The organism is Rhizobium sp. BK312 (genome assembly GCF_014193605.1).
Taxonomy (GTDB): Bacteria; Pseudomonadota; Alphaproteobacteria; order Rhizobiales; family Rhizobiaceae; genus Rhizobium.
The window spans coordinates 235,733-243,694 of record NZ_JACHZP010000010.1; the positions used below are offsets into that span (position 1 = coordinate 235,733).

General features: G+C 56.1%; 8 protein-coding genes and 2 pseudogenes. 9 read left to right on the forward strand and 1 reads right to left on the reverse strand.

Annotated features, from left to right (window positions below):
• The first annotated feature begins 5 nt into the window (after positions 1-5).
• The 9 genes and pseudogenes from virB9 (at position 6) to FHT85_RS25845 (ending at position 6,819) form a co-directional block, all read left to right on the forward strand.
• Positions 6-884: a P-type conjugative transfer protein VirB9 gene (virB9, locus tag FHT85_RS25805; protein ID WP_183774389.1), complete on the forward strand. Its 879-nt coding sequence runs from the start codon at positions 6-8 to the stop codon at positions 882-884.
• On the forward strand, positions 874-2,043 hold the full coding sequence (gene virB10, locus FHT85_RS25810; RefSeq protein WP_112410550.1) for a type IV secretion system protein VirB10: 1,170 nt from the start codon (positions 874-876) through the stop codon (positions 2,041-2,043). The genes virB9 and virB10 overlap by 11 nt, the downstream gene beginning before the upstream one ends.
• Positions 2,044-2,051: 8 nt before the next feature.
• On the forward strand, positions 2,052-3,041 hold the full coding sequence (virB11, locus tag FHT85_RS25815) for a P-type DNA transfer ATPase VirB11 (RefSeq protein ID WP_112410551.1): 990 nt from the start codon (positions 2,052-2,054) through the stop codon (positions 3,039-3,041).
• A gap of 586 nt (positions 3,042-3,627) precedes the next feature.
• On the forward strand, positions 3,628-4,851 hold the full coding sequence (locus tag FHT85_RS25820) for an ATP-binding protein (protein ID WP_112410552.1): 1,224 nt from the start codon (positions 3,628-3,630) through the stop codon (positions 4,849-4,851).
• 266 nt (positions 4,852-5,117) lie between these two features.
• A pseudogene (locus FHT85_RS25825) lies at positions 5,118-5,465 on the forward strand (Hsp20 family protein); the annotation flags it as partial.
• Between the two features lie 70 nt (positions 5,466-5,535).
• On the forward strand, positions 5,536-5,838 hold the full coding sequence (locus FHT85_RS25830) for a DUF982 domain-containing protein (protein ID WP_112410553.1): 303 nt from the start codon (positions 5,536-5,538) through the stop codon (positions 5,836-5,838).
• A gap of 95 nt (positions 5,839-5,933) precedes the next feature.
• Positions 5,934-6,188, forward strand: coding sequence for a type II toxin-antitoxin system ParD family antitoxin (locus FHT85_RS25835; RefSeq protein ID WP_112339345.1), 255 nt, complete (start codon positions 5,934-5,936; stop codon positions 6,186-6,188).
• Positions 6,188-6,480 (forward strand): annotated as a pseudogene (locus FHT85_RS25840) (type II toxin-antitoxin system RelE/ParE family toxin). The gene FHT85_RS25835 and the pseudogene FHT85_RS25840 overlap by 1 nt, the downstream one beginning before the upstream one ends.
• Before the next feature lie 117 nt (positions 6,481-6,597).
• Complete coding sequence (locus FHT85_RS25845; protein ID WP_112410554.1) at positions 6,598-6,819, forward strand: hypothetical protein; 222 nt, start codon at positions 6,598-6,600, stop codon at positions 6,817-6,819.
• 136 nt (positions 6,820-6,955) lie between these two features.
• On the opposite strand, the gene FHT85_RS25850 is transcribed toward FHT85_RS25845, so the two are convergent.
• A complete protein-coding gene (locus FHT85_RS25850) occupies positions 6,956-7,207 on the reverse strand; it encodes a transposase (protein ID WP_162709638.1) in 252 nt (83 codons plus the stop codon).
• Positions 7,208-7,962: the final 755 nt, after the last annotated feature.

Genomic DNA, 7,962 nt, shown 5'->3' on the forward strand with positions numbered 1-7,962 from the left:
AACATCTGAAACATCATTGTTTGATCGCCCTGCTCCTGATTGCTGGCTGGCCATCGGCAGCCCTTGCGCTGGAAACGCCGCGCGGCGCATCCCAGGACAGTCGGGTCCGCTTCGTCGACTATCAGCCCTACAATATCACCAGGATCGTGGGCTCGCTGCGTTCCTCCGTCCAGGTGGAGTTTGCCGCCGACGAGGAAATCGCCCATGTGGCGCTTGGTAACACGGTCGCATGGGAAGTGGCGCCGGCCGGCAATATCCTCTTCCTGAAGGCGCGAGAGAACCAGCCGGTCACGAACATCTCCGTGGTCACGACACGTCGTGATGGTTCGACGCGCAGTTACCAGATGGAGTTGACGGTCCGTGACGGTCCGGTTGCCCTCGGCCAGGACACTTACTTCTATGTCAAATATCGCTATCCGGCCGATGATGCGGAACGCCGTCGTCAGGAGGCGCTCGCGCGAACCCAGGCAGCACAAGCCGGACAAGCCGACACAGTGCTGGCTTTGCACGAGCAATATGGACCGCGCAACTGGCGTTATTCGGCGCAGGGATCAGGGGCCTTGGAACCGAACGCTGTTTATGACAACGGCAAGATCACGACCATCGCCTTCTCCGGCAATCAGGAAATCCCGGCAATCTATATGGAAAACTCCGACGGCACCGAAAGCCTGGTACCCAAGTCGGTTTCCGGTGATCTCGTGCTCGTTCACGCGATCGGCCGCAAATTCATTCTGCGGCGGGGAGGAGACGTGCTCTGCATCTTCAACGAAGCCTACGATCCGATGGGCATCGATCCCAATACCAATACGACATCACCTTCGGTGGAGCGCGTCATGAAAGCGCAGACGGCTGGTACTGCAACAGGAGGAATCCATGGCGGATGAGGTGGAAGACCGTATCCCAGGTGAGCGCGCCGAGACCGATGCCAACCCGCGAACTGAGGCCCGTCCATTCCTGAAGCGCGGTGCCGTGGTTCTGGCGATGGTCGCTTTCGTTGGGTTTTCGCTGTGGTCGATGCGTGACCGGCAAAAGACGGAGACGACAAAGCCCGACCAGATAGTTATTCGCCAGACGGCTGACTTCGAGCCGGCGAAGGAAGAGGTAAAGCCGGCCACACCCCTTCCCGAGGCGCTGCTACCGACGCCCGCGCCAAAGGAGCAGGTCACACCCGCTGAGGACACTTTGCTAGACTCTGCCCGTCGTGCGCCGGTGATGGCCTACAATAGTCAGTCGTCCTCATCGCAACGCCGCGACCCAGCAACTGCCGTGTCGCAAGACCCCGGCTCCAATTATCTCCCTGTTCAAGGCAGCTTTGGGGGCGCCCAATCTGAAACCGAGGATCAGCGTTTCGACAGGATGTTGGCGCCGACCCATCTGGAGGGATCACGCGCCGGCACGCTCGGCAATCGCGACTTCGTTGTGGCGATGGGAACTTCCATTCCCTGTGTGCTGGAGACGGCGCTCGCCTCCGACCAGCCGGGCTTCGCCAGCTGCGTCATCAACCGCGATGTGCTTTCCGACAACGGCCGCGTGGTCCTGATGGAGAAAGGAACTCAGATCGTCGGAGAATATCGAGGCGGCTTGAACCGGGGCCAGAAGCGTCTATTCGTGCTTTGGAACCGGGCAAAGACGCCAGAAGGTGTGATTATTACACTCGCCTCACCCGCGACCGACGCACTCGGGCGGGCGGGCATGGATGGTTATGTCGACACGCATTGGTGGGAGCGCTTCGGCAGCGCCATCCTGCTCTCCATTGTCGGCGACGCGACGACCTATGCCGGCAGCCGGCTGCAGGATAGTGACGTTCAAGCGCAGAATACGACGACTTCTGGCCAGCAGGCAGCAGCGATCGCCGTCGAGCAATCCATCAATATTGTGCCGACATTGACAAAGCATCAAGGCGAACTCGTCTCGATTTTTGTCGCCCGCGATCTCGATTTTTCCGATGTCTATAGCCTGCGTGTCACCGAGCCCCGCAACAGGATCCTCGATCGGGCGATATTGGGGGATTTCAGGCCTCGATCGAGGCTCGTGGCGAAGTAGGGCGCAAGATGGCGGAAGCTTCAGATGCTGGCGTCGTGCGTGAATTGCTTTCGCCACTGTCTCGCTTCCTGAAGGATACCTCGCTCTATGAGATCGTCGTCAACCGCCCGGGTGAAGTCCTGACCGAGGGAACGGAAGGATGGCGGCATCATGCACTGCCGGATCTTAGCTTCGAGAAGCTCATGCGTCTGGCCCGAGCCATTGCAAGCTATTCGAACCAGGCAATCGACGAGGCCCGGCCGGTCTTGTCGGCCTCTTTGCCAGATGAAGAGCGGATCCAGATCGTTGTTCCGCCGGCAACGACCAAGGGCACGGTCAGCATCACAATCAGAAAGCCGTCGTCAGTGTCGCTGACGTTGGATGATCTCGAAAAGGTAGGATTATTTTCCAATGTCTCCTCGCCGAACCGTCATAGCGAATCCTCCAATACGAGGTTGGGCAACATCCTCAAGGCGGGCAATTACGCGACGTTTCTGCGTGCGGCGGTTCTTGCGCGCAAAAACATCATCATCTCGGGCGCGACCGGATCGGGCAAGACCACCCTGTCGAAGGCATTGATCCGGCATATCCCGGAGCATGAGCGGATAATCTCGATCGAGGATACGCCGGAGCTGGTCATCTCGCAGCCCAATCATGTCAGGCTTTTCTATTCGAAAGGAGGGCAGGGGCTGGCGAAAATCAGCGCGAAAGATTTGCTCGAATCGTGCCTCAGGATGCGCCCCGATCGCATTCTTCTACAGGAGCTGCGCGACGGCTCGGCCTTCTACTACATCCGCAATGTCAATTCAGGACACCCTGGATCGATCACAACGGTGCATGCCGATTCGGCGGCGCTGGCATTCGAGCAACTGACGTTGCTCGTAAAAGAGTCGGAAGGTGGTCGTGACCTTGAGCGCAGCGATATTCGTGGTTTGCTCAACGTCGCGATCGATATCATCGTCCAGTGCAAGCGGATCGACGGGCGGTTTCGGGTGAGCGAGATTTATTTCAAGCCGTGATCGAGCGGAGAAATGATTGGTTCCTGCATTTTGGTTGTTCGCTTCAGCCGAGGTTCCTTGTAAACGGAAAACAGATCTTGCCTGTGTTACCGGTGCTTCGTCTTCCTCGGCTTCGGGCGAACGGCCTCGTTCATCGGAAAATTGGGCCGGGAAATGGCCGATGTGAATGCGAAATGCGGGGTACGTGAGCGCTCTCCAGGGCCGCATGTGAATCGGCGAGGCGTTCCGAGGCCGATCGGCACGACAACCCACTGACATCATTGATCTCGGCGGGGTCATTCCATCTTGCCGATTTACAGTTAAAAATGGATCGACTTGGCGATGTGATGAAGACATGCACAATTTTGCTTTCGCGTCGCTCCGGGAATATCCCTCTATCGAGGACCAGCCAGGTCAGTTCCAGTAACCAATGAGCGAAGGTTCAGCAGCGCCTACATGGCCTCCCGACGCCCTCACGCTGCAATTTGGCGTGCCATCTATATTGGGCTCGGTTTCAATCAGCCGCCAAGAAAATTTCAATTGGTCATTCATTGACTTTCAATTAGTCATCGACATAGTTTCAAACGGTCATCAAAGGAATGAAGTTATGCCGCTGTATCCAAGGCTCGTTGAGCAACGTGTTGCCGACGCGATGTCAGACACGCGAGTCGTCCTGATCGTGGGTCCCCGACAATCCGGGAAAACGACGCTGGCCAAGAAAATGGCCAACGAGGGGATGCAGTATTACACGCTGGACAATGCCACGACGCTCGACGCCGCGCGGCGGGATCCAGTTGGTTTTGTAAGAGGAATGGATCGCGCCATTCTCGACGAAATTCAGCGCGCTCCCGAGCTGTTGTTGGCCATCAAGGAAAGCGTGGACACCGACGAGCGTCCAGGGCGCTTCCTCCTGACCGGTTCAGCCAATCTCATGACGCTGCCACGCGTGGCAGACTCGCTCGCTGGGCGTATGGAGGTCGTCCGATTGCTGCCACTTGCTCAAACCGAAATCAGGGCGGCGGGGGGTACCTTCCTACACGATGCCTTTCAAAACAATGCGAAGGCCGGAGAACCGATCGTCGGAGATGACCTGATAGCTGCCGTTCTGGCAGGCGGGTATCCCGAGGCATTGGCCCGCAAAACCTTGAGTCGCAGACAAGACTGGTATGCGGACTATATCCAGGCGATCGTTCAACGCGACGTCCGCGATGTCGCGCAAATCGAGCAGATGGCGCAGATGCCGCGCCTGCTACGCATTCTGGCAGAGCATTCGGGACAACTCGTGAACTATTCCGGAATTGGCGCTGCCATCGGGATGAACCACATCACGACGCAAAAATACGTTGGCATATTCGAGAGCCTGTTCCTCGCCAGAACAATCCAACCCTGGTTTTCAAACAAACTGAAGCGTCTGACCAAGACCCCCAAAATACATTTCCTCGATTCTGGTCTTCTCGCCTCCCTTCGTGACCTCTCCCTCGATCGGCTCCGGGACGACAGGGGACAGTTCGGGGCGTTGCTGGAGACTTTCGTTTTTGGCGAGATCCTTAAACTCGCCAGCAGCGGACATACCCGCTTCGAGTTTTCGCACTTTCGTGACAAGCAGCAGAACGAAGTCGATATCGTCATCGAAGACAGAAGAGGCAGGGTTGTCGGTATCGAGATAAAGGCTGCGGCATCCGTCTCGACTTCCGATTTTTCCGGATTGCGAATGTTGGCCGAAGCATGTGGAGAGAGGTTTGTTTCAGGCATTGTTCTGTACGACCATGACAAGGTGATCCCGTTTGGGGAACGCCTTTCCGCCGTGCCAATTTCGGCATTGTGGCGTTAATGCGTGGGAATTTCTCTTCAGTATCCGGACTCGAGCATTTTTGAAACTTCGACGGTTTCGATAAATTGGTCCCCGATTCGAATCCTATCACATCAATAGATCCGATTTTTCTGTGTGAGTGGTGATCTTTAGTGGCGTTGGGGCCGTGCGAAAATAACAAGCTGGGTCTCCGACCCACATCGGTCTCTTTGAAAAATCTTGTATTTGTGCCCTCATGGCACTCATTTCACAGGATTTGCAAAGCGTCCTGGCGCATCTCTTCGAACGAGACCGGCGATGACAGCTATCGGATCTCGATTGCGGTGGCCGGCTTTGCCCAGGACGATCTCGACATCACCTTCCAGTCCAACCTTCTGACCGTCACCGGCAAGAAGCAGGAGAGTGCCAATGACGGCTACCTGCATCGCGGCATTGCTGGTCGGCCGTTCGAACACCGCTTCGAGCTAGCCGATCATGTCCGCGTGAACGGCGCCGATCTGCAAAACGGTCTCCTGTCGATCGACCTCGTGCGTGAGATCCCGGAGGCGTTGAAGCCGCGCAAGATCTCCATCCCGAGCGCCGCCGCAATGGCCTCTGCCGCTCCCGCGCAAATTGAAGCGCAGAAGGCAGCGTAACCCGCATTGTCCGCAGAGCAAGGGTGCCGTGCCTACGGCGCCCTCATTCCGGATTGGGAAGGAGAGAGCGATGAAACCCGATTTGTTCAGACAACCTGTTACCATCCTCGTCGGCCTTGGCTTTCCGGCTGAGGTCAACAGCGTCATGGATGCCTACCGGCATCTGGCGGAATGGCTGGCCTCATTGAGAGACGCTGCGCATTCGGTGGCGCTCAGGGCATGCAGTGCCGCGCTGCGCGGTGATATCGAGGCCGAGACCGCGCGCGGTCTCTTCGCTGCCTTTGCTGAGAAACACGATCTGATGGCGCCGGAAACCGACGTGATCGCCGCCTCCCGACGCCGGCACGACAAAGCCGCGGTGGGGTGTATATGAAATCGCGCCTAGCCAAATTGCGTGCCTGATCTGCAATGATCGGTTTGACGAACTTTGCCAACATCGCATAACCTGCTCCTAGTTTGGAGGCTCGAATGGCGACGATGAATGTATCTCTTCCCGATCCGATGAAAGATTGGGTCGAGGCGCAAGCAAAGACTGGGCGATATTCGAATGCCAGTGATTATGTCCGCGACTTGATTCGCCGGGACCAAGCTCGCACCGATAAGATTGCCGCCATGCAACGTTTTGTTGATGACGGTCTCAAAAGCGGCGTTGGTAGCCGGTCGAAGAATGAACTCTTTGCTGCGGCCGTCGAGCGCGGAGAAACAACGCGCGGCAACAGGTAATGCGTTTTAGCCTTTCAGTTGAAGCGGAAGAGGACATCATTGGGATCGCCGAACAAGGTATACGCATGTTCGGACCCCCCAGGCTAGGCGTTACCACGATGACTTGTTCGCTGTGCTTGATCTGATCGCTGCCAACCCGCGAATGGCTCGTGAGCGAGAAGAGATTTCGCCGCCGGTCAGAATTCATCCCTTCAAAGCCCATCTTATTGTCTATCGGATTGAGGAGGACGGAGCAATTTTCGTGATCCGAATACGCCATGGACATGAGGATTGGGTGGGCGATTCCGTTTAGGCCTCGCTGAGCGGACGAATAAGCATCATTGTGTGAGAGACATTAAAGCGTGGCTGTGACATGCATCCGATATGATCAGTCGTATCTAAGCGTTTTTCGATAAGGACGGACGTCGGCATGACAGCCAATCCCGCAAATCCAACGGTCTTCCAGGAGCGTATCGTGCCAACGGATACGGTTCTCGTTGGATATGCCGCTCTCGTCCAGAAGTATGGAATTGCGGCCCCAGTTCGTCTTCCTTCATGTGTTGCCAAGAGCTTCGTCTATGGCTCCAGGAGAGCACATGGGGATTGGACGATCTTCGACAAGCGCTTCACTCCGGAGGACACCTTCCGCTAGCTCGTTTGCCCCTTGAACTTCAACGGGAAGGCCGAAAATCTATTCGGGCATAATCTGGCGTTTAATCTGGTCGTCTCCGATAATCCGGTATAATCTGGCAAATAATCTGGTTGATCAATCAGGTTCAATCCGGTATTCAATCTGGTATGATCAATACAGGCACCATACAGATCACGCCTGAGATACTAACTCTCGTCGCTGAAATTGACAAGTTCAAGGGGGCATGGCGCGCGTTGGGTACGCTTGCGCCAGAGCGCTTGAAAGCGTTGCGAATGATCGCGACCATTGAAAGCATTGGCTCTTCGACCCGCTCCACACCACGGCTGTTCTTCGGCAGAAGCGGTTCGATAACGGCCCATTCTTCATCGCTTAATTCGTGACGGCGCATGGCAATCTCCTTTCAAAGAGATTGAATCATCCAATCACACCAAGGGAAACTTTTTATGGGGACGCGGCCTAATCGATTTCCGATGTAAGCGATTTTCGATATCATATCTCGAAAATAATCATCCTTCGATGATATAACTTGTTTTTCGATGAGGAAGGAAGTCGGCATAAGCAGAATGGCTCAAGCACAGGCTCGAGGATAAGCTTATGTCTAACGACTACCAATGCATCGCAGTGGTCGCCGGCAACCTCCTTCGAAGGCACTGGACCGAGCCGACTGCACGGGCGCAGTATTAACCGCTACAGGGATGCCTAAACTCGCCGTCGCTGCCTTCGCCGCAAGTCCGGCAAAGGATTCAATGTCTGTCACCTTCAGGTTACGAAAGTGGCTGCCGACAACCCATTCCGGTTGTTGCCAGCTATCGCAGCGCACTGTTCGGCGTTTAGGAAAGGCAGCCATTCGAGAGCCATCAGCTTGGGAAGCTCGGCTTAATGTCGAAGCCGCAAGCACTTAGCTGTAAGGCCCCAGCTGTTCACGCGGAAAAAAGTCGTTCTGTATCAATGGAAGTGCAAAACGGCGCGGCCTGCCGTGAATGCGCGTTGCCTTTGATTTTCCAATCGCCAGGTCCATCCTGTAGGGGTGTTTTACGTGCCCCCAACCTACGGCGTCGTCAGTACGTAGGCGATACGCCGAAAGAAATCCACGGTTCGGAAGATGTGTGCGGGTATGCGCCGCCAAGCCGGTGCCTTGGCCGC